The sequence below is a fragment of the Natronolimnohabitans innermongolicus JCM 12255 genome, from assembly GCF_000337215.1.
GTDB classification, from domain to species: Archaea; Halobacteriota; Halobacteria; order Halobacteriales; family Natrialbaceae; genus Natronolimnohabitans; species Natronolimnohabitans innermongolicus.
Genome location: NZ_AOHZ01000061.1, coordinates 62,695 through 83,931 on the forward strand (window position 1 = coordinate 62,695; position 21,237 = coordinate 83,931).

The window sequence follows — 21,237 nt, forward strand, 5'->3', positions numbered from 1 at the left end:
CAGCTGTCCTTCAGCGTGATAGTCACCGATAGCGGACTGTTAGCGGGCTCTCTCCCGACACGATAGGGATGAATTAATAACCGGGTGACCCATGGTGGAGTGTATGGATTATCGCGTCACCCCGATCAGTAGCGGGGTCGATGGTCTCGACGCACTTCTCAACGGCGGATTCGCCGCGGGCCGGATGTATCTCATTCAGGGGCAGCCGGGGACCGGAAAGACGCTGCTCGGAATGCACGTTCTCGAGGAGGGGCTGGCGAACGACGAGACGGTACTGTTCATTCACGGCGAGGAATCCAGAGACGAGATTCTCGCAAACGGCAGGGCAGTCGGAATCGACATCTCGGACGCCGAATTTCTCGACCTCGGGCCCGATTCCGACTTCTTCGTCGAAGACTACTCCTACGATCTGGTCGATCCGAGCGATATCGAACGCGACCGGTACACGCAGGACATCCACGAGGCGGTTCGAGATATCGACCCCGACCGGGCCGTCGTCGATCCGATCACGCAGCTTCGGTACGTCGAAGCGAACGACCACCAGTTTCGGAAACGTATTCTCTCCTTTATGCGGTTTCTCAAGCAGCGCGAAGTAACCGTCGTCACGACGGCAACGTCGTCGCCCGACCAGGAGTACGACACGGAGATTCGCTCGCTAAGCGACGGGATCATCGAACTCGATCGCGGCGTCGGCGGTCGACGCATTCAGGTGACGAAACACCGGGCGCTCGGCCAGATGGACGAGGACCACGGGATGGAGATTCGCACCGAGGGTATCGAAGTCTATCCGCAGCTGATCCCCGACCAGTCGAGTCACGACATCAAGCGAAACCAGATCTACTCCGGCATTCCCGAACTCGACGAGCTGATCGGCGGCGGCTTCGACCAGCGAACCGTGACGTTCATCAGCGGTCCGACTGGCGCCGGGAAGACGTCGACCGGGACGCAGTTCCTCCAGCAGGCGGCGGAAAACGACCTCACGTCGGCGATCTATCTCTTCGAGGAGGACCTGAAAACCTACGAGTACCGCTCGGAATCGATCGGCATGCCCGTCTCGGAACTGCGCGACGAGGGGGTGCTCTCGGTCACCGAAGTCGAACCCCTCGCGCGCTCGAGCGAGGAATTCTCCCACATGGTCAAAACGCAAGTCGAAGAACAGGACGCCGACGTGGTGATGATCGACGGAATCGACGGCTACACCGTCTCGGTTCAGGGAAACGAGACGGAACTGATTCGGGACCTCCACGCGCTCTCTCGCTACCTGAAGAGCCGCGGCGTGACGGTCCTGATCACGAACGAGATCAACGAGATCACGGGCATTTCCCGGGCGACCGACAGCAACCTGAGCTACGTCGCCGACAACATCATGTTCCTCAGCTACGTCGAAATGGACGGGAGCTTGCGGAAGGTCGTCGGCGTTCTGAAGAAACGCACCGGCGGCTTCGAACACAACCTTCGCGAGTTCGAGATCACGGGCGACGGCATCCACGTCGGCGAGTCGTTGACCGGTCTCTACGGGATCCTTCAGGGATCGCCGCGAGCGGGTGAGTACGCCGATATCGACCTTCACCGCGACGTCTGAGCACTTCGATCCAGTTTCACTCAGTATCCGCAACTCATGAGAGCCACCGAAGACCTGAGCACCGTCCAGTTACTCATCACCGAAGACGGGAACCGAGCCGCCGTCCGAGAGCTGCTGACGGGCTACTACGACGTCGAGACCGAGCAAGCCGTCGGCGAGGCCGATCTCTACCTCGTCGACGAACGTTCGCTGCCGGAATACCACGACGCTCTCCGCGAGCGCGTCGAGTCGAGCGATCCGGTGTTCTGTCCGGTCGTCCTCATTCGTCGTCGGGATAGCGCGCTCCGCATCAACCTTCCCGACCCCGGCGAACGCGAACCGCCCCTCCTCATCGACGACATCGTGGACGCCCCCCTCAACCCCCACCTCCTCTTTCGGCGCATGAACACCCTGCTCGTCCGTCGAAACCAATCCGAAGACCTCATCCACTACCTGACGAAACTCGAGGAGTCGAACCGATCGCTCGAGCAGTTCGCCTACGCCGCCAGCCACGACCTCCAGGAGCCCCTGCGGATGGTCTCGTCGTACCTGCAGCTGATCGACCAGCGCTACGGCGACGAGCTCGACGACGACGCCGACGAGTTCCTCGCGTTCGCGATCGACGGCGCCGAGCGAATGCGGCGCATGATCGACGGCCTGCTCGCCTACTCTCGAGTCGACGAGGAGGGCGCCCCCCTCGAGCCGACTGATCTGAACGCGGTCGTCGAGGACGTCCTCGACGATTTGCAGGTGCAGATCGACGAACAGGAGGCGGTCGTCTCCGTCGACTCGCTGCCGCGGGTTACGGGTGATTCGGACCAGTTGCGACAGCTGTTTCAGAACCTGGTGAGCAACGCGATCGAGTACAGCAGGGATCGGCCACACGTCGATATCGAGGCCGAACGCGACGGGACGGAGTGGCAAATATCGATCCACGACGACGGAATCGGCATCGAAGACGGCGATCAGGAACGGATCTTCGACGTCTTCCAGCGCCTGCACAGCCACGACGAACACTCCGGGACCGGCATCGGACTGGCACTCTGTAAGCGCATCGTCGACCGCCACGGCGGGCAGATCTGGGTCGAGTCCGAGCCCGGCGACGGCTCGACGTTCGTCTTTACGCTTCCCGACTCGAGCGTGGCCGACGTCGATCCCAACCCCGAAACCTGATCCGTCGTCGTACCAACCGGCGTCTCTCGGCGGCCGTCGACGCGTTCCTCGCCGGGACGACACTCATGCGCCTCGAGGCCGCACGGACGCGTATGGACTGGACCAGACGGCGGCTCCTCGCGAGCGGTGGGACGGTCGCGGTGGCGGCCGTCGCCGGCTGTCTCGACGATGGCGGTGACGGTGCGGACGCGGACGGCAGCGACGATACAGACGCCGACGACGGCGGCGGTGCGGACGCAGGTGATAACGGCGGTGAAACAGACGTCAACGGAGGCGACGACGGTGGCGAGAACGACGACGGTGCAACCGACGCCACCGATGTCGACGCCGCACTCGAGAACGCCGACATCGAGGACTACACCGGCCGGGACGAGGTCGAGATCACGGTCGATCCCGAGGACGGCTTCGAGCCCGAGGCGGTCGAAATCGAGACCGACACCGTCGTCCGGTGGAACTGGACGGGAACGAGCACGGAGGTGTACCCGCTGGATATCCCCGACGAGTGCGTCTGGGACGAGGAGGTCGACGCGGAGTCGGCCGTGGAGAACTCGAGCGGCGACGACGCGGACCGTCTCTTCTGGGCCGACGGCGCCTACCTGTACGGCAGCCGAAACGCCGACGACGGGGCGTTCACCGGCGTCTTGCTGGTGACCGAACGGGGACAGGAGGACAACGAGAACGGCGAAGACGACACTGACGCCGACGAGAGTGCGTGAGCGTGGCGACTGGCGACGGGAGAATCGACGAGCCGAACCGAGTCCCCGGCGCGCTCACTCGAGCAGCGAACAGACGAGGACGCACCATCAGCGCCCGCCTCGAGCGAGTGCGAGCAGCGGCTCGAACTCCCGCGTCGACGGGTCGTTGCTCGCACGATCCGTTCGACGCGCGGGAACACGAAAACATCCCTCCATTCAGTCGCTCGAGCGTGAGGCAACGAGACGGAACAGAAGGTGGCTGGAATCAGAATGCGAAGGAGACGGACCGAATCAGGAGTCGTCGGACTCCTCGAGCAGCGGCCGCGCGGAGTTGCCGACGATCGCCGCCGCGCTGATCACCAGCGCGGCGGTCGTGAGCAGCGGGCTCAACAGTCCCGCCAACGCGATGGGGATCACGATCGCGTTGTAGGAGAGCGCCAGCCGAAGGTTCCGAACCAGTCGCCGGCGGGCGGCGCGCGCGAGCGCGAACGCTCGTTCGACGGCGGCGAGGTCGTCCTCGACGATCGCGAGGTCCGCCGCGTCGGCGGCCAGCGCCGTTCCGCCGCCGAGCGAAATCCCCAGATCGGCCGCCGCGAGCGCCGGCGCGTCGTTGGTGCCGTCGCCGACCATCGCGACCCGGTTGTCGGCTCCCAGCCGTCGCACCGCGGCCGTCTTGGCCGCCGGCGAGGCGTTCGCGAAGACGCGACTCACGTCGGAATGGGCCCGAAACCGTCGCGCCGCCGCGTCGTCGTCGCCGGTGAGCACGACGACCTCGACGCCGGTTTCCGACAGCGCCGACACCGTTTCCGCCCAGTTCTCGCGCGGCTCGTCGCCGACGATCACGACCCCCTCGACGCGACCGTCACGCCCGACGAGCACCGGGAGTCGCCCGGTCGCTCGAGCCTCGTCGATTCGTGCGTCGAGGGAGTCCTCGTCCTCGAGCGTCCACCCCCGTTCGCGAAAGAGGTCGGGATGGCCGACGAGGACGCGCCGACCGTCGACGGTGGCCGAAGCGCCCATCGCGTGGCGCTCGAACTCGCGGATCGACCGTGGAGACGGCGCCTCGGTCGAGCGATCGTCGGCGACGCCGCCGTCGGGTTCGGGCCGGATCGAGGACGCGCTCGAGTCGCCGTCGGCAGCCCCCGATTTCGCGTAGGCGTCAGCGATCGCCGCCGCGGCCGGGTGCGAGGCGCGTTGCTCGAGCGCGCCCGCGGCCCGCAGCACGTCGTCGGGCGCGTCGGCCTCGAGGACGCGCATCTCGCCCGTCGTCAGCGTCCCCGTCTTGTCGAAGACGACGACGTCGACGCCGCGAAGCCGTTCGAAGACGCTCTCGTCGAAGACGACGATCCCCGACTCGAGGGCGTCGCGGACGCTCGAGGCGATCGAACACGGCGTCGCGAGGCCGAGCGCCCACGGGCTGGCGACGAAAAGCGCCAGGAGGACGACGCTGGCGGTCTCGAGGGCCGTTGCGCCGAGAAGAACCGAGCCGCCACCGGCGAGGAGGGCCGCCGCGGCGACGAGCGGTACGAATGTCCCGGCGAGCGCGTCGGCCCGACGCTGAACGCCGTGGTCGACGCTCTGGAGGTTCCAGACCGTCCGCGTCAGGTCCTCGATGCTGCTCGCCGTCCGGTCGGCCACGTCGACGACGGCGGCGTCGCCGGTGACGATCGAGCCGCCGACCACCGCGTCGCCCGCGCTCTTCGAGACTGGCAGCGACTCACCGGTGACGACCGCCTCGTCGACCGTACACGCCCCTTCCGCGAGCGTCCCGTCAACCGGGATCCGCTCGCCGGCGCGGACGAGCAGCCGGTCGTCGCTCGAGACGTCTTCGATGGGTTTCTCGGCCGTCGTCCCGTCCTCCTCGAGGACGCGGGCCGTCCCGACCTGCGAGACGGTGAGGTCGGTTAGCCGGTTCAGCGCGCGGCGCTTGATCGTCTCCTCGTAGAAGACCGCCGCCATCACCGTCGCGGCGACGAGGATCGTCAGGTCGTAGTAGATGTCGGGTCGCTGGGCGACGAAAGCGAGCGTGCCGTAGGCGTAGGCGGCGACGATCGTCGTCGCCGCGAGCAGGTGCGTACTCGGCCGCCGCAGCTTCAGACTGATGTACGCGCCGCGCAACAGCGGCATCCCGGCCAGGTAGAGCACGACGCCGGTCAGAGTGAAAAACAGCGGCAGGAACAGGTAGCCGTCGAACGTCGCGAACGTCTCCTCGTAGAGTCCGAGCAGCCAGTAACTGGAGTAGTCGGCGAGGTACACCGGGTAGAACACCGTGAGATACGGCACCAACAGAAACGAGCCGAAGACGATGCCGACGACGTACCGGATCTCGAGGACGTCCTCCGAGCGGCGCTTTCGCATCCCGCGCATCTCGCGGGCGCGAGCCGTCGCACTCGCACTCGAGTCGGCTGCGGCTGTGGTCGAGTCGCCGACTGCACCCGCGCCATCAGCTTCGTCCGCGGCATCCTCGCGCCGGTAGGCCGTGTAGCCGGTCCGGCTCAGCGCGTCCTCGAGTGCGGCCGCAGACGTGCGTTCGGGATCGTAGTCGACGCGGATCGCCTCCGTGACGTAGCTGGCCGCCGCGTCCGCCACGCCGTCGCAGTTCTCGGCGAGCGACTCGAGGTACCCCTCACAGAGCGCCGAGTGCATGCCGTCGACGCGGAAGAACGTTCGCTCGAGTGCGTCTGCGTCGTCCTCAGTTGACGTCGACGCGTCGTCGCCCGTCGGTGGCGCGTCCGCCGGCGCGCCGAGCGCGGCGGCGATCTCGCGACAGCCACACGAGCAGAACGGTCCGCCCGCGTCCGACTCTTCGGCCGTCGCGGCCCCGTCGGTGTCCGTCGCAGGCACGCCCTCGAGGTCGTCGCCGGCGGCGTTTTCGGCGGGGTCCGGGGCACCCGCCGAGTCGAGAGCCGACCCGCAGAGCCGACAGCACTCGTCCGATCGGTCGCGCTCGCTCACTAGATTGTCTTCTGTCGGCGAGCAGTATAACAGTGGTCCGGCGGACGTTCGGGCGAGCCATCACGCGCACTCGAGGACGGCCCCCGACTCGCCCACCGCGACCGTCCGATTCGCCTCGAGCGAGACCGCGAGCAGCGGGGCCTCGAGTTCGACCGCGGATCGGTTCCAGTCGACCGCCGCTCCCTCGCGCTCGTAGACCCGGCCGTCGTCGGCCGCCGCCGCGGTTCGCTCGCCGTCGCGGGCGATCCCCGAGAGCGCCCCCTCGAGGACCCGTTCGGGCGTCCACGTCGTCCCGTCGTAGCGGTGGACGACGCCGTCGTCCGCGCTCACCAGACAGTTGCCGCGACCCGTCGTCGCGACGCCGGTGAGCGTTCCGTCGGCGCCCTCGAGACCCACGCGCTCGAAGGTCTCTCCGCCGTCGACCGTCTCGTAGACGCCGTCGTTGGTGTCACAGCAGTAGCCGACCGCGGTCTCGCCGTCGCCGCCGCCGTCACCGAACAGCGCGATTCCGCTAAAACTCGAGCCGCTGCCGGGTTTGTCGGGTCCGGTCCACTCGAGGTCGCCGTCGCGGTACTCGCCGCGCAGGACGGCCCCGGAGCCGTTGATGACGAGAATCGTTTCCGCGCCGCCGGCACCCGCGACGGCGACGCCGAGCCAGTTGTCGGTGACGTCCGCGGGTGCGGTGTAGTCCGTGTGGCGACCCGTTTCGGTGTCGATCCGACCCAGCGCGCCGCTGTCGCCGGCGACCCAGACCGCCGCGCCGTCGTCGGTCGCGTCGACGCCCCGAAGATCGTTCGACCCGGTAGCGGGGCCGTCCTCGAGGACGACCGTCCATTCGGGGTCGCCGTCTTCGGGACCGTCGCCATCGCCACCGTCGTCGGCGAGGACGGCCCCGCCGTCGCCGACCGCGTAGGCTCCCGTCGGTCCGGCGACGACGTCGCGAAGCGTCGCGTCGGTTGGAACGTCCACGGCGCGCCACTCGGGAGGCTCGACGTCCGGCGTCGGTGCTGCGTCCGGCCCGCCGTTCTCGTTTTTGCCCGGCTCCTCGTCTCCGTCTGGCGAATGCTCGACCTCGACGGCCGGCTCCTCGGCGCCGTCGTCCGGTTTCGCCGTCGTCGCTTCGGCGTCACTCCGTTCCGCATCATCGGCCGGTTCGTCGACGGCGCTCGAGTCGCTCCCGACGGATTCGCCAGTCGACTCCGAACCCGCCGTCGACACCGATTCGGACGGTTCCGGTTCCGCTTCCACCGGATCAGCCGTTTCCGACGTCGATTCCGCCGATTCGGACGGTTCCGGCTCCGATTTCGCCGTCCCGTTTCGATAGCGCAGGTACAGCGCGACCGGCGGCACGACGTACGACGCCAGCGCCAGCGCGGCGAACCAGTTGTTGACGAACGTCAGCGTCCCGAATGCGGTCAGGCCGGCCGTCGCGACGGCGTGGATCCACGTCCGCGTGTAGGAGCGAAAGAACGGGCCGAACCCGTCGGTCTCGAGTCGGGACTCGAGGGCCGTCATCGGCGGGCATCACCGACTGCGAGTCGCGACATCGAACGGTCCTGGGATCGGCGGGCTCGGTTCGACAACTCGGGCTATCGTATCGGACTGGCGGCCAAAAACGTGCTGCAGGCACGCGCTCGACTCGAATCGGGGTCAGAAGCCGTGCTCGCCGTCGTCGATCAGGACCGGTTGCGTCCGGTCGACGACGTCGTCCCGCGTGTAGTAGTCGTCACATCGAGGCGCCTCGTCACATCGAGGCGCCTTTCGACGGACGGGCGGATCACTCACTGGCCTGCCCGTGATGTGGGCTCCTCACGGTCTCCGATCCGGGGCTACGACCGACGGACGTGAACGCGGGGAACCGTCTCGAGCGAGACGCTGAGGACGCCGTTGTTGTAGACGGCGCGGCGGTCGTCGCCGAAGGCGCGCCGATCGGGCGCCGAGAGCGTTCGCTGGGCGCGCTCGCCGCCGCGTCGAACCGTCAGTCTGAGGCGACTCGCGCTTGCTTCGACGGTGAGTTCGTCGACGTCCGCGGGGAGGACGTCGACGGCGACCTCGAGTCGGTCGGCCGCGCGGTCGTGGACGAGTCGAACGGGGAAGGGAAACGCCGCGCCGTCGGCGCCGGAGGGACTGGTCGCGGACATACCGCGGCGTTTCGACTCGAGCGGGAAACGCGTCCGCGTGTACGACTTGTCGTTTGATAGGCACCCTCACTGTGTCGGCCGGAGAGGCAGTAACGGACCGCTCTAGAGGTAACCCAGATCCGCGAGCCGATCTTTGGTTCCCTCGCGCATCTCGACCGACTCGGATGCGCCGGCCGTCTCGAGCGGCTCGAATCGGTCCTCAAGCCGGGCGCGAAGCTCGCTGACCCGCTCTGGCTTGCGGTCGGAAATATCCGTCCACTCTTCCGGATCCGATCGAACGTCGTGGAGGCGCTCGAAGCCGTCGTCGCCGCGGACGTACTTGTACTCGAGCGTGCGGACGGCCCGAAGCCGGCGGTCGTAGTCGTAGACGTGATCCGGAATCGTCTCGAAACGCGCCTCGAGTCGGTCGATCGAGGGCTGGGGGGCGACGTACTCGGCGAAGATCGCGTCCCGCGGCTCGGCGTTCGCCGTCGACGCCGGATGAAGCGAGCGGCCGGCGCTTTGCTCGCGGAGTTTTGGGTCGTCGATTCCGGCGGTCTCGAGCAGCGTCTCGGGGAGGTCGAGCAGCTGGACGAGGTCGTCTCGACGGTCGCCGTCAGCGAACGGCCCGCCGTGAACCACCAGCGGAACGTTGATCAGCGTGTTATAGAGGTTGTACTGGTGACCGAAGAACCCGTGTTCGCCGATGTGCTCGCCGTGGTCGCCACAGACGACGAACAGGGTGTCGTCCCACTCGCCGCTCGCCTCGAGGGCCGCGCGAAGCTCGCCGAGCTGGTCGTCGACGTAGGCGAGTTCGGCCCGGTAGAGCCCGCGGAGCATCTCGAACTTCCGGTCGGTGATAGTGTAGTCCTCGCAGTCGTAGGCCCGCGGATCCTGGCGTATCGCGGTCGCGTCGTCGTAGGTCGCGCCGTCGGGGAGGAACCGCTCGGCGTACTCCCGCGGTGGATCGTACTCGACGTGAGGCTCGATGAAGTTACAGAACAGGAAGAACGGATCGTCCCGGTCGCGCGTCTCGAGCCAGTCGCCGATCCAGTCTGTCGATCGGTCGGCGCCGTCGTCGCCTGCGGGCTGGAGTACCTCGCTGTAGAGGATGTTCGCGGCGTTGACCAGCGGGTTCCCCTCGAAGAGTCGGTCGCGGGTGGCCTGCAGTTTCTCGCGGACGTCCTCGCCGCGGACGACTGCACCCATGTCCGCGTCCGACTGGATGTACTGCCAGCCTTTCCGCAGATCCTCGAAGCCGCGGTCGAAGCCGAACTCTTCGGTGATCCAGGTGTTGTTCGAGACGCCGATGGTCTCGTAGCCGGAGTCAGCGAACGATTCGGGCAGCGTCCGTAGCTCCTCGTCGAGGTACGTGTAGCCGCCGTGGGCGCCGTGTTCGGAGGGGTACGTGCCGGTAAACAGCGAGGCGTGAGAAGGAAGGGTCCACGGCGCGGCCGCGTACGCGTTCTCGAACGCCGTTCCCTCCGACGCGAGTCGGTGCAACGTGGGCGTCGTCTCCGGGCCGCAACTCGTCGCTCGAGCGGTGTCGAGAACGACGAGGACAACGTTTCGAACGGTCGAACTCGAGTGTGAGTCCGAATCACGCTCGTTATCTGACGCCGCCGAAGTATCGGTGGATCCCGCCATGTCTGGCCCTACCTCCACCCCTTGGGACCATGGTCACGGCCCCCGATTATGCAGGTGAGTCATCGCGTTGTACACTCCGAACGGAACGATAGTCCGGACTGAGAGAGACTCACCGTCCTGAATCACTGCGAACGCTTACTCCCGTCGTCGCCGTACCACGGGACCATGGAGCCGCCGAACATCGTCCTCGTTCACTGTCACGATCTGGGGACGTACCTCGGGTGTTACGGAGCCGCCGTCGAGACGCCGCGAATCGACGCGCTCGCGGCCGACGGCGTTCGGTTCGACAATCACTACGTCACCGCGCCGCAGTGTTCGCCGAGTCGCTCGAGTCTCATGACCGGGCGCCACCCCCACCAGAACGGGATGCTGGGACTCGCCCACGCGGAGTGGGAGCTCGGCGACGACGAACGCGTGCTCCCCGACCTCCTCTCGGCGGCCGGCTACGAGACCCACCGCTTCGGACTCCAGCACGTCACCGAGTACCCCGAGCGGCTCGGCTACGATCGGCTCCACAGCGAGGAACCACTCACAGCCGACGCCCCGCCGTCCGTCCACGAAACCGCCCGCGCTCGAACCGTCGCCGACGACGTCGCCGCGATGCTCGAGTCGGGCGACCACGACGACCCGTTCTTCGCCTCGATCGGATTCTTTGAACTCCACCGCGTCGAGGAGGACGACGGCTACGGCTTCGAGGCCAACCGCTACGAGACGCCAGACCCGGAGACGGTCGAGCCGCTTCCGTTCCTCCCCGACCGACCCGGAATCCGGTCCGACATCGCCGAGATGCACGGGATGGTTGGAGCGATCGACGACGGCGTCGGAACGATCGTCGACGCCCTCGAGGACGCCGGACTCGCCGAGGACACGCTCGTCGTCTTCACGACCGAACACGGGCTGGCGATGCCCCGCGCCAAGGGCTGTTGCTTCGAGGCCGGCATCGAGGGCGCGTTGCTCGCCCGCTGGCCCGGCGTCCTCGAGTCGGGTCGAACCGTCGACGACCTCGTGAGTAACGTCGACGTCTTCGCGACCCTGCTCGAGATCGCTGGCGTATCGATACCCGACGTCAACGAGGCTGACGGCGACATCGCCGGCCGGAGCATCGCTCCGCTGTTGCTCGAGGATGCGGCCAGCGGAGGCGAGTACGAGCCCCGCGAGCGGCTCTTCGCCGGCATGACCTGGCACGATCGCTACAACCCCGTCCGGGCGATCCGCACCGAGCGCTGGAAGTACGTCCGCAACTGCTGGCATCTCCCCGGCGTCTACATGACGACAGACGTCTACTGCAGCGCGGCCGGCCGGGAGGTCTGCGAGGAGTTCTACGGCGAGCAGCGACCCTACGAGGAGCTGTACGATCTCGCGAACGATCCCCTCGAGCAGCGCAACCTGCTCGGACCGAACGTCGGCGCGATCGTCGACCGAGAGCCGTCGCCGACCGGCGTCGATCCCGAGTCGGCGTCGGTACCGGAACCCGACGAGGCCGAGATCGAGGCGGTTCACGGACGCCTCCGGGAGGAACTGTGCGACTGGATGCGCGAGACCGACGATCCGCTGCTCGACGGGCCGGTCCTTCCGAGCGACTGGGACGTGGTCGACGTCGTCCCGGGCGACGGCCCGGACTAGTCGCCGACCGTTATTACCGTGGCCCCCGAAGCGCGACACGAAACGCGATGCCCGACGTCGTCAGCTTCGGGAGCATCAACGTCGACCGCACGTGGACGCTCTCGACGGACCGGATCGGTGTCCTTGAGCAGCGCTACAACTGGTTTCCCGCGGCCGGGGAGACCGTCCGCGTCGACGGCGACGACCGGACCGAACTGACCGCACTCGAGGAACGCCTCACAGCAACCCTGTCCGCGGACCGTCAGCGAACGACCATCGGTGGAAAGGGTGCGAACCAGGCCGTCGCCGCCGCTCGAGCGACGGGCAAGGGGGCGGCGATGTTCGGCTGCGTCGGCGCCGACGCGGCCGGCGACCGCGCCCGCGAGGCCCTCGCGGACCGCGGCGTCGACGCCGATCGAATCGGCGTCACCGACCGACCGACCGGAACGGCGTCGATCTTCGTCGACGAGGTCGGCGAGTCGCGGATCGCGATCGTCGGCGGCGCCAACGACGCGGTCGATTCGGACTACGTCGACCGCCACTTCGAGCGACTCCGGCGGGCGGACGCGCTCCTCCTCCAGAACGAGATTCCGGTCGCGACGGCGACGTTCCTGCTCGAGCGGCTCGCGGACCGAACTGACGGCAGTCGGCGGCGGCCGACGGTGATCTGCAATCCGGCGCCGGCCGACGGCGCCGCGTCGCTGCTCGCACACCAGTCCCCGCTCGTCGACGTCGTCGTGGTCAACGAAACCGAGTACGCGACGCTCGAGCGCTCCGTCGACGCGTTCGACGGCACCGTGATCCGAACGCAGGGTCCCGACGACGTCGTCGTGCGCGGCGACCGATCCGATCGCGTCTCGCCGCCGACGGTCGACCCCGTCGATACGACCGGTGCGGGCGACGCCTTCTGTGGCTACCTCGCGGCGTTTCTGGCCGACGGCGTCGGTCTCGAGTCCGCGCTCACGGCCGCGACCGTCGCCGGTTCGCTGACGACCGAGACGGTGGGTGTCCAGGAGGCGATTCCGGACCGGGAAACGGTGCTCGACGTACTCGAGCGATAGTGCAACTACCGCAGTCGTCAGGCTCGCAGCGGCTCACTTCTCGCTTTCCGCCCGCTCGCTCTCCGCCCGTTCACGAAGCCGCCGTTTCTGGCGTCGCTCCGTGACGTGATCGACGCCGTCGGCCAGTTCGTCCCGGACGTCGTCCTCGAAGCCGTCGACCGACGTGAGAAACTCCGTCGAGAACTCCTCGACGAGTTCGAACGTCCACTGGTCGCTGATCGCTCCGGCGGGGAGGTGTTCGTCGCGCAGTTCGTCGGCCCACTCGTCGTGTCCGGCGTCTCGAAGCGCCGCCTCGGCGTCGCTCATCCGGTCCATCGCGTGGCCCAGGTCGTGGTGGAACTCGAGCAACGTACCGTAGGCCCGGTGGACGTACTCGATGCCCAGCTGTAGCTCGTGGAGTGCCTGTTCTTCGGCGTCGCTCAACTCGAGGTCGTCGGGATCGGTCGACATAGCGATAGCTGGCGGTCCACGATTACGAAAAAAAGCCTTGCAAGTGCGCTACTGACCGCCGATTCTCGAGTGCGATACTGGGGCCACAACACTCTCGTCGGTCGACTGGAAACCGACTCGTGAAGCGATGGCGATACTCGACGACCTCTCCGGCTACGAGTTCGAGGATCTGATGGAGGACGTGTTTCGACACCTCGGCTACGAGAACGTACGACAGTCCCGACGAACGGCCGACGAGGGCCGAGACATCCTCATGGAGGAGGTCGTCGACGGCCGCCGCCGCGCCGTCGTCGTCGAGTGTAAACACACCGAGACGGTCAGTCGCCCGGTCATCCAGAAGCTCCACTCGGCGGTCGCCACCTACGACTACGACGGCCCCGTCAGGGGGATGGTCGCGACGACCGGCCGCTTTACCGACCCGGCCCGGGAGTACGCCGCCGATCTGGGCGCGAACCGGGACGGCGGCGTCGAACTCCTCGACGGTCGGGACCTCAGAGAGATCGGCGACGAGATCGGTATCGACCTCTACAACGGCCGCATCGAGATTCTCTGTACGGAGGCGCTCCGGCCAACCCACCCCACCGCCGGCCGCGACGGCCCCGTCTTCGAGGCCGTCGGCGAGATCGACAACCTCGAGCCGGCGACGATTCCGACGCCCGAGACGGGCGTGTCACTCGAGCCGACGGTGACCGTCCGCGCCGAGACCGACGCGACGTTCGAGACCTCCGTGGGCGTCATCCACCGGATCGACGAGGCGAACGAACTCGTACTCCACGCCGATCGGGACGCGCCACGAGTCGCGGACGGCGAGGTTCGAGACCTCGTCACGACGCCGGCCGCGACTCGGATCGATCTGGCGGACGCCGACCTCGAGTCGACGTTCGACAGCGTCGAGCGGCGCCGATTCGGGCAGACAGAGACCGAGTACAAGGAGTGGGCGATCGACCGCCTTCGACAGGCCCACACGACGACGGTCCACTACACGGGCGACAACAACGTCGACTACGAGAAGACCTGCCAGCCGTCGCGCTCGGACGTCTCGATCCGCGAGATCGACCCCGTCTACGTTCCCCACGTCCGGTCGCGGCTCTCGCTCGGCGAGCACGACTACCGGTACGCCTACTACGCCGCCGGCCCCTCGCGGACGACCACGACGAACGACCTCCACGAGTGCGTCCACTGCGACGCCGCGGGGACGAGCGAGACCGTCACCTACTGCGACAACTGCGGCAGCATCAACTGCGAGGAGCACACGAAGACGGAACGTCTCGAGGGCGACCCCGTCTGTACGGGCTGTGCCGTCACCGAGCGCTTCGCCCTGAAGATGAAGTACTTCTACGACCGGGAGAACCTCGAGGCCTTCCGCGCGGAGTACGACGAGATGGCGATCCACGAGAAGGCGATGGAGAACGTGCCGCTTGCGGTCGGAACGGTGCTCTGTGTGGTGTTCGCGCTGTTCGTTATCGCGAGTTCGGTCGGAGTCGTCTAACGCTCGACTCCCACACTGAAAACCGTGAGTGTGAGTCCGTTGCCGACGCGACTCGAGAACTGAAACGGAGCGATCGTCGTCGCTATTTTCCGGTCGGCGTCACGTTGTTGCTGACGGCCTGTTTGACCTGCAAGGCGGCGCTCGCGGCTAGTCCGCGGGCGACCTCGTCGCGTTCGTCGTCCGTGATGAGGTCCTCGCCGGCCACGAACTCCTCTACGTCGGGCGTGAAACCGGCGCTGACGGCGTGGCCGACCGGCGGCCGAACCGCCACGGTGACCTGCGGCCCGGCCATTCCCTGCGAGACGTCGGCGTCGACGGCGTACTCGTCGGGGAGAAACTCCCGGGTCCGGGCGGCGATTCGCGAGACGTCGCGGTGTAAGGTTCGCTTCTGAGTCCTCGAGAGGTCCGGAACGTCCGCCGCGGCACGCTGACCAGCACCCGTTTCTCCCGGCAGCCCGGCGTACGGCGTATTTCCGTTCATGAGAAGTGTGTACCCACTATAACGCACTGACGCATCAAAAGGGTTCGCTTTCGGGAAATATTACACGCAATCAACAGATCGGCGTGCTCTCGCCGTAGACGGCCAGAACGACCGCGGTCGTGTGTTCGCCCGACTCGGCTTGCTCGCTCTCGACGACGACGTTCGACTCGCCGAACTCCCAGTCCCGAAGCTTCTGACCAGCTTGCAGCCCCTCGCGGACGCGCCGCTCGACGTCCGCCCGGTCGGTTTCGCCGGAGGTTTCGTAGAACAGTCCCGGTCCGTCGTCGACCGATTGTGACCACGCCAGCGCAGCGCTGACCTGTCCCGGGCCGACGGTCGTGGCTCGAGCCTCGACGACGGTCAACCGTTCGCCGGCGGGGCCGAGATCGGGCGCGGTGCCGACGGCCTCGACGGCGGTGTCCGCGGGAACGACGGAGGAGACCGAGACGAGATTGTAGTTCTCGACGCCCGCCTCCGCGAGCGCGGCGTCGTAGGAAGCCATCTCGGTCGGCGCCGAGGCCGACCCCCAGACGACTCGAATCGTGCTCATAGTCGCGTTCGGGGACCGAGCGCGTAAGGGCTTGCGATCCGCGGCCGAACCGGTTGGTGTCGTATTCGAGTGTGTCATACGTGGCGTTCGTTAGCGTCCCGCCAGCGTCCATGTTCGAACACGAGTCGCCGAGCACGCGCCACCTCGCGCGGATCGCTCGTCGTTCGTCGTTCGTCGCTCGTCGCTCGGATCGTCGACGCCGACCGACTCGAGGCGTCCAGCTGCCGCTCCGAACCGGCACGATCCAGTTTCGAACCGAATTCACCGCAGAATACACACTCCGACGGCAAGTAACCGAAACCGATCCCGCGCTACTGGTAGAAGTATCCCGCCGACGAAATCACGTCGCTCGAGTCGTCTTCCTCGATCTTCGCTAAGGCTTCCACGAAGTCCTGGTGAGTGACCTCGTCGCGGTCGTTACGGATGGCGAACATACCGGCCTCGGTGGCGAGGCTCTCGATTTCGGCGCCGGAGTAGCCGTCGGTGTCGTCGGCCAGGTCGCCGAAGTCGACCTCGTCGGCGACGTTCATGCCGCGGGTGTGAATCTGGAGGATCTGCTCGCGGCCGTCGCGGTCGGGTTCGGGAACCTCGATGAGGCGGTCGAACCGGCCCGGACGAAGAATGGCGCGGTCGAGCATGTCGAAGCGGTTGGTGGCGGCGATGATGCGGATCTCGCCGCGGGCCTCGAAGCCGTCCATCTCCGACAGCAGTTGCATCATGGTGCGCTGGACCTCGGCGTCGCCGGAGGTCTTGGACTCGGAGCGCCGCGTCGCGATGGCGTCGATCTCGTCGATGAAGATGATGGCCGGTTCGCGCTCGCGGGCCATCTCGAAGAGGTCGCGGACGAGCCGCGAGCCCTCGCCGATGAACTTCCGGACGAGTTCGGAGCCGGCCATCTTGATGAACGTGGCGTCGGTCTCGTGGGCGACGGCCTTCGCGAGCATCGTCTTGCCCGTCCCGGGCGGCCCGTAGAGGAGCACGCCGCTTGGCGGCTCGATGCCGACCTCGTCGAACAGTTCGGGTTCGGCAAGCGGCTGCTCGACGGCCTCGCGGACCTCGCGAACCTGCTCGTCGATGCCGCCGATCTCGCCGTAGGTGACCTCGGGGCGCTCGGTGATCTCCATCGACTGCGCTCGCGCGTCGGTCTCGGCGTTGAGCACCGTCTGGATCGCAAAGGAATCGTTGACCGCGACGCGGTCGCCGGGCTCGACCTGATCGACGATCCGCGGCGAGACCTCGGTCAGCACTTCCTGGTTGTTCCCGTGCTGTTTGACGACGACCTCCTCGCCGTCCATGACGTCCTCGACGGTGGCGATGTACAGCGAGGAGCTCTTGAGCGTCTCGTTTTCCCGCTCAATGCGGTCGACGCGCTCGCGGAGGCGCTGGCGGCGGTCCTCGGCCTCCTCGAGTTGCTGCTCGAGCTGTTCGTTGACGTCCACGAGGTCTCCGTGGTGGCCGCGAAGAGCCTCGAGTCGCTCATCGTCGGGGAGATCGGGATCGATATCGCGATGAGGTCGGTCGGGAATAGACGGGCTTCGAGACATCCTGACGTACGTCGGTAAGTCCCCGACGATAAATGTGCCTTTGGGTCCCGGTCGGTTTTCGTATCCACGTCTCATAAGGTAACGCTCGCGGTATACGGGTCACTGGCCCCTCGAAAGCGGCGGTGGCGACGTTGGTACCGGACGATTTCAGGCGGGACGGACTCGACTCTTCACCGATCGTGACGTCGAACGATCCCGTATGAGCCAGTTTCAACGCCGGACCGCGCTAATCCTCGGATCGGACTGCTCGTCTTCGCCGGCGCGTTCGTCGTGGTCACACCGGTCGCGGTCGTCTCGATCGTGATTGATACCGCGATCGCCGTTACCGTCTCGCAGCGATCGCTACGGGTTGATCGAGTCTCTTGAACGCGTACCGGCGATCGAAACTCACCGATCGGAGCGGAATCGAGACGGCGAAAATGAGGGGACAGTTCGGGACACGCCCGGTCTCGCGACGAGAGCCTACTGCATCAGGGCGTCCATCTCCTCGAGTCGCTCGCCGTAGCTCTCGAGGGCGCGATCGATCGGGTCGGACGTGCTCATGTCGACGCCGGCGATCCGGAGGAGTTCGAGCGGGTACTCCCGGGAGCCCCGGCGGAGGAACTCGAGGTAGTCCTCGGCGGCCTCGCGGTTCGGCTCGCCGCCGGCGCCCTCGGGGAGAACGTCGTCGACGATGGCCAGCGCGGCGGAGATGCCGGTCGCGTACTGGTAGACGTAGAACGCGCGGTAGAAGTGCGGAATGCGCATCCACTCGCGGGCGATGCGGTCGTCGATCACGGCGGGCTCGTAGTACTCCTCTTTGAGTCCGCGGTAGACCTCGTCCAGTCGGTCGGCCGTCAGCGGTTCGCCGTCCTCCTCGAGTCGGTGGGCCTCGTGTTCGAACTCCGCGAAGAGAGTCTGCCGGTAGAGCGTCGAGCGCACGCGCTCGAGGAACTCGTTCAAGACGTGCTTGCGGAACTCGGGGTCGTCGACGGTCTCGAGGAGGTGACTCGTCAACAGGGCCTCGTTGACCGTGCTGGCGACCTCGGCGACGAAGATCTCGTAGCTCGAGTAGACGAACGGCTGTTCGTCTTTCGTGAGTTCGGAGTGCATCGAGTGGCCCAACTCGTGTGCGAGGGTGTACATCGATGAGATGTCGTCCTGGTAGTTCATCAGGATGAACGGTTGGGTGTCGTAGGTCCCTCCGGAGTAGGCGCCGGACTGCTTGCCCTCGTTCTCGTAGACGTCGACCCAGTTCGACTCGAGGCCGTCGGCGACGCGGGACTGGTACTCCTCGCCGAGCGGGGCGAGGGAGTCGACGACGTACTCGGTCGCCTGACCGTACTCGACGTCGGGGCCCTCGTCGCCGGTCAGGGGCATGTAGACGTCCCACATCTGGAGGTCGTCGACCTCGAGCGCCTGCGCTTTGAGCTCGGTGTGGTGGTGGAGTTTGTCGAGGTTGTCGTGGACGGTGTCGACGAGCGTGTCGTAGACGTCGACGGGGACGTTGGGACCGTCGAGGGCGGCCTCGCGGGCCGTGTCGTAGTGTCGCGCCTGGGCGGTCTTGACGTCGGCTTTCACGCTGTTCTTGTAGGCCGAGGCGACCGTGTTACGAAGCGAGGACCACTCGTCGTAGTAGTGCTCGTAGACGCGCTGGCGAAAGTCCCGGTCGGGGCGTTTGAGCAGGTTGACGAAATTGCTCTGGGTGATCTCGACCGCCTCGCCGTTGGGGTCTTCGACGGTCGGAAACTCCATGTCCGCGTTCGAGAGCATGTTGTAGACTTCGCCCGTTGCCCCCGTGACCTCGCTCAGGTCCGCCAGCAGCTCCTCGACCTCCGCCGAGCGCGTGTGGGGTTTCATCCGCAACACGTCGTCGACGTAATGCTCGTAGGTCTCGAGTTCGGGTTCGGTGTCGACCAGTTCGTCGAACTCCTCGCGGCTCAGCTCCTGGAGTTCGGGTTCGATGAACGACGCCGCGGATTGGGCGTCGGCGGCGAGCGACTGCGCGCGGGCGGTCAGCGCCTGATACTGCTGGTCGGTCGTGTCCTCGTCGCGGCGCATCCGCGCGTAGGCGGCGACGGTCGACACCTCGCGCATGATCGCGTCGCGAAGCGCAAACACGTCCAGAAGGGTCGCCGCGTCGTCGGTCACCTGTCCCTCGTAGGCGGCGAGTTCGTCGACGCGCTCGGCGACGGCCTCGTAGGCTGCCTCCCAGTCGTCGTCGGTCGCGTAGATGCTCTCGAGGTCCCAGGTGTACTCCTCGTCGACCTCGGAGCGTTCGGGTACGGAACTCATACCACGGCGTTCGGAACGGAGGTGGTAAAGCGTGTCGGAGGGAGAAATCGCCCGAAACGGCGGCCGCTGGGGGGTCCCGCGGTCGTATCGTCCCGTGTATTGTGGCCCCGATACCTATCCTTTTCGAGTCCGAATCGGGCGGTATGGAACGCGGGGACGCGGACGAGAACGAACGCACGGACGGATTCGACGAGCGCGAGCGACGACTCGAGCAGGCGCTCGGACGCGCGTGGACGGACGATCGGCCGTGGCGGCTGCTGACGCGACTGACCGAACTCCCCCACCGGATGGGGGGATCGCCGACGGAGCGGCGGGCGGCCGAATTCGTCCGCGAGGCGTTCGCGGACGGCGGACTCGAGGACGTGCAGATACGCGAGTTCTCGATGCGGTACTGGGAGCGCGGCTCGACGGAGTTCGCCGTTGTCGGCGGCGAGACGACCGGCCCGAGCGGCACCGACGCGGCCGACGCGACGACGGGCGACTCGAGTCGCATCGACCGATCCTTCGAGGCGATCGCGCTGCCGTACGCGCCGGCCGGCGACGTCGAGGGCCCGCTGGTCGACGTGGGCCACGGAACGCCCGCGGAGATCGCCGAGGCCGACCTGCAAGGGGCGATCGCCGTCGCCTCGACCACGACGCCGCCGGGACAGCGGTTCGTCCACCGGATGGAGAAGTTCGGCCACGCGGTCGCCGCGGGGGCGCAGGTGTTCGTCTTCGCCAACCACGTTCCCGGCCAACTGCCGCCGACGGGCGCGCTGAAGTTCGACGCCGAGGCGGCCGTCCCGGGCGTCGGCGTCAGCGCCGAAACCCACGACTGGTTGACCGAGTACGCCGACCGCGGGGCGCGGGCTCGGGTCCGCGTCGACGCGACGACGGACGCCGGCTCGAGTCAGAACGTCCACGGCGTCGTCGGCCCCGAGACGGACGAGGAGCTGCTCGTCGTCGCCCACTACGACGCCCACGACATCACGGAGGGCGCCCTCGACAACGGCTGTGGCATCGCGACCGTCGCGGGCGCCGTCCCGATTCTTCGCGCGCTCGAGGACGACCTCGCGTGTCGCGTTCGGATCGCGGGCGTCGGCTGCGAGGAGATCGGTCTCCTGGGTGCGGAGGCCCTGGCCGAGGAACGCGACCTCGAGTCGATCCGCGCGGTGGTCAACGTCGACGGCGCGGGTCGGTTCCGGAACCTGACGGCGATGACCCACGGCTCGGAGCGACTCGCCGAGATAGCCGCAGACGTGACCGACGCGGCGGGCCAGCCGGTCGTCCACGAACCGGACCCGCACCCGTTCAGCGATCACTGGCCGTTCCTGCGGGCGGGCGTGCCGGCGCTGCAACTCCACAGCGAACCGCCGGAGGGCGGCGAGCGCGGCCGCGGCTGGGGCCACACGACGGCCGACACTCGCGACAAGGTCGACCCGCGCAACCTGCGCGAGCACGCCATGCTGACGGCGCTGCTAATTCGGGAGCTGACGCGGACCGACGTTCCGCGGATCGACGACGGTACCCTGCGCGAGCAGTTGCGAGATCAGGAGTACGAGCCGGGGATGCGCGCGGCCGAAATCTGGCCGGACAGCTGGGACTGAACGGACCGGGAGACGGAAGAACGGACGGGGAGTCGCTCGAGCCGGTCGG

Annotated in this window: 17 protein-coding genes; 7 read left to right on the forward strand and 10 right to left on the reverse strand. The window is 67.2% G+C overall.

Annotated features, from left to right (window positions below; translation table 11 throughout):
* The first annotated feature begins 103 nt into the window (after nucleotides 1-103).
* From C493_RS13120 to C493_RS13130, 3 genes are all read left to right on the forward strand, one after another.
* The gene (locus C493_RS13120) at nucleotides 104-1,582 is read left to right on the forward strand and encodes an ATPase domain-containing protein (protein ID WP_007259933.1); all 1,479 of its coding nucleotides are present in this window, start codon (nucleotides 104-106) and stop codon (nucleotides 1,580-1,582) included.
* Nucleotides 1,583-1,618: 36 nt separating this feature from the next.
* The gene (locus C493_RS13125; protein WP_007259934.1) at nucleotides 1,619-2,734 is read left to right on the forward strand and encodes a sensor histidine kinase; all 1,116 of its coding nucleotides are present in this window, start codon (nucleotides 1,619-1,621) and stop codon (nucleotides 2,732-2,734) included.
* Between the two features lie 92 nt (nucleotides 2,735-2,826).
* On the forward strand, nucleotides 2,827-3,450 hold the full coding sequence (locus tag C493_RS13130) for a hypothetical protein (protein ID WP_049889358.1): 624 nt from the start codon (nucleotides 2,827-2,829) through the stop codon (nucleotides 3,448-3,450).
* A gap of 270 nt (nucleotides 3,451-3,720) precedes the next feature.
* Here C493_RS13130 and C493_RS13135 read toward each other — a convergent pair whose 3' ends face one another.
* The 5 genes from C493_RS13135 to C493_RS13150 form a co-directional block, all read right to left on the reverse strand.
* Entirely contained in the window at nucleotides 3,721-6,384 is a 2,664-nt protein-coding gene (locus tag C493_RS13135) for a heavy metal translocating P-type ATPase (protein ID WP_007259936.1), read from the reverse strand.
* 60 nt (nucleotides 6,385-6,444) lie between these two features.
* A complete protein-coding gene (locus C493_RS13140) occupies nucleotides 6,445-7,899 on the reverse strand; it encodes an ICP22 family protein (RefSeq protein WP_007259937.1) in 1,455 nt (484 codons plus the stop codon).
* A 135-nt stretch (nucleotides 7,900-8,034) separates the two neighbouring features.
* Nucleotides 8,035-8,169 carry a hypothetical protein gene (locus tag C493_RS24060; RefSeq protein WP_275039834.1) on the reverse strand — a complete coding sequence of 45 codons (135 nt, stop codon included), beginning with the start codon at nucleotides 8,167-8,169 and terminating at the stop codon, nucleotides 8,035-8,037.
* Nucleotides 8,170-8,213: 44 nt separating this feature from the next.
* The gene (locus C493_RS13145; RefSeq protein ID WP_007259938.1) at nucleotides 8,214-8,525 is read right to left on the reverse strand and encodes a hypothetical protein; all 312 of its coding nucleotides are present in this window, start codon (nucleotides 8,523-8,525) and stop codon (nucleotides 8,214-8,216) included.
* Nucleotides 8,526-8,627: 102 nt separating this feature from the next.
* The gene (locus C493_RS13150) at nucleotides 8,628-10,151 is read right to left on the reverse strand and encodes a sulfatase (RefSeq protein ID WP_007259939.1); all 1,524 of its coding nucleotides are present in this window, start codon (nucleotides 10,149-10,151) and stop codon (nucleotides 8,628-8,630) included.
* Between the two features lie 165 nt (nucleotides 10,152-10,316).
* Here C493_RS13150 and C493_RS13155 point away from each other — a divergent pair, with 165 nt between their 5' ends.
* Together C493_RS13155 and C493_RS13160 are read left to right on the forward strand one after the other, a co-directional pair.
* Nucleotides 10,317-11,774, forward strand: coding sequence for a sulfatase family protein (locus C493_RS13155; RefSeq protein ID WP_007259940.1), 1,458 nt, complete (start codon nucleotides 10,317-10,319; stop codon nucleotides 11,772-11,774).
* 47 nt (nucleotides 11,775-11,821) lie between these two features.
* Nucleotides 11,822-12,814 (forward strand): PfkB family carbohydrate kinase, encoded by a 993-nt coding sequence (locus tag C493_RS13160; protein ID WP_007259941.1) that lies wholly within the window; start codon nucleotides 11,822-11,824, stop codon nucleotides 12,812-12,814.
* Between the two features lie 33 nt (nucleotides 12,815-12,847).
* Here the strand turns inward: C493_RS13160 and C493_RS13165 are convergent, their stop codons facing one another.
* Nucleotides 12,848-13,264 (reverse strand): hypothetical protein, encoded by a 417-nt coding sequence (locus C493_RS13165; RefSeq protein WP_007259942.1) that lies wholly within the window; start codon nucleotides 13,262-13,264, stop codon nucleotides 12,848-12,850.
* A gap of 127 nt (nucleotides 13,265-13,391) precedes the next feature.
* Here C493_RS13165 and C493_RS13170 point away from each other — a divergent pair, with 127 nt between their 5' ends.
* Nucleotides 13,392-14,753, forward strand: a complete 1,362-nt coding sequence (locus C493_RS13170) for a restriction endonuclease (protein ID WP_007259943.1) — start codon at nucleotides 13,392-13,394, stop codon at nucleotides 14,751-14,753.
* Between the two features lie 82 nt (nucleotides 14,754-14,835).
* Here the strand turns inward: C493_RS13170 and C493_RS13175 are convergent, their stop codons facing one another.
* The 4 genes from C493_RS13175 to pepF form a co-directional block, all read right to left on the reverse strand.
* Entirely contained in the window at nucleotides 14,836-15,234 is a 399-nt protein-coding gene (locus C493_RS13175; protein ID WP_007259944.1) for a DUF5811 family protein, read from the reverse strand.
* 70 nt (nucleotides 15,235-15,304) lie between these two features.
* Nucleotides 15,305-15,784, reverse strand: a complete 480-nt coding sequence (locus tag C493_RS13180; RefSeq protein ID WP_007259945.1) for a pyruvoyl-dependent arginine decarboxylase — start codon at nucleotides 15,782-15,784, stop codon at nucleotides 15,305-15,307.
* 311 nt (nucleotides 15,785-16,095) lie between these two features.
* On the reverse strand, nucleotides 16,096-17,328 hold the full coding sequence (gene pan2 / locus C493_RS13190; protein WP_007259947.1) for a proteasome-activating nucleotidase Pan2: 1,233 nt from the start codon (nucleotides 17,326-17,328) through the stop codon (nucleotides 16,096-16,098).
* 462 nt (nucleotides 17,329-17,790) lie between these two features.
* A complete protein-coding gene (pepF, locus tag C493_RS13195; RefSeq protein WP_007259948.1) occupies nucleotides 17,791-19,602 on the reverse strand; it encodes an oligoendopeptidase F in 1,812 nt (603 codons plus the stop codon).
* A 143-nt stretch (nucleotides 19,603-19,745) separates the two neighbouring features.
* Between pepF and C493_RS13200 the strand changes: the two genes are divergently transcribed.
* Nucleotides 19,746-21,188, forward strand: coding sequence for a M28 family metallopeptidase (locus C493_RS13200; protein ID WP_007259949.1), 1,443 nt, complete (start codon nucleotides 19,746-19,748; stop codon nucleotides 21,186-21,188).
* Nucleotides 21,189-21,237: the final 49 nt, after the last annotated feature.